This window comes from Duganella violaceipulchra (assembly GCF_019166075.1).
In the GTDB taxonomy this organism is placed as follows: domain Bacteria; phylum Pseudomonadota; class Gammaproteobacteria; order Burkholderiales; family Burkholderiaceae_D; genus Rugamonas; species Rugamonas violaceipulchra.
In genome coordinates, this window is record NZ_JAHTGR010000191.1 from 1 (window position 1) to 283 (window position 283).

Below are 283 nucleotides of genomic sequence, written 5' to 3' on the forward strand. Positions count from 1 at the left end.
TGCCGCTGGACGCGGTGCTGCCGCCGGCCCGCCAGGCGGCGATGCTGGCCGACTGCGGCGCCAGGCTGGTGCTGGCGGCGCGGACGCTGGCGCTGCCGGCGGCGCTGCCGCAGCTGCTGCTCGATGATGCGCGCATCGCCGCCCACGGCGACGCCGATCCGGGCCTGGCCTGCGATAGCGGGAGCGCCGCCTATGTGATGTACACCTCCGGCTCGGCCGGCACGCCGAAAGGGGTGGCGGTGCCGCATCGCGCGGTGCACAAGCTGGTGGTCAACAACGGCTA

Annotated in this window: 1 protein-coding gene; it reads left to right on the forward strand. The window is 74.9% G+C overall.

The genetic code is table 11. From position 1 onward, the window contains the following. Window positions 1–283: AMP-binding protein (locus KVP70_RS35920; RefSeq protein WP_217946766.1), on the forward strand; the 283-nt coding region annotated here is incomplete at both ends.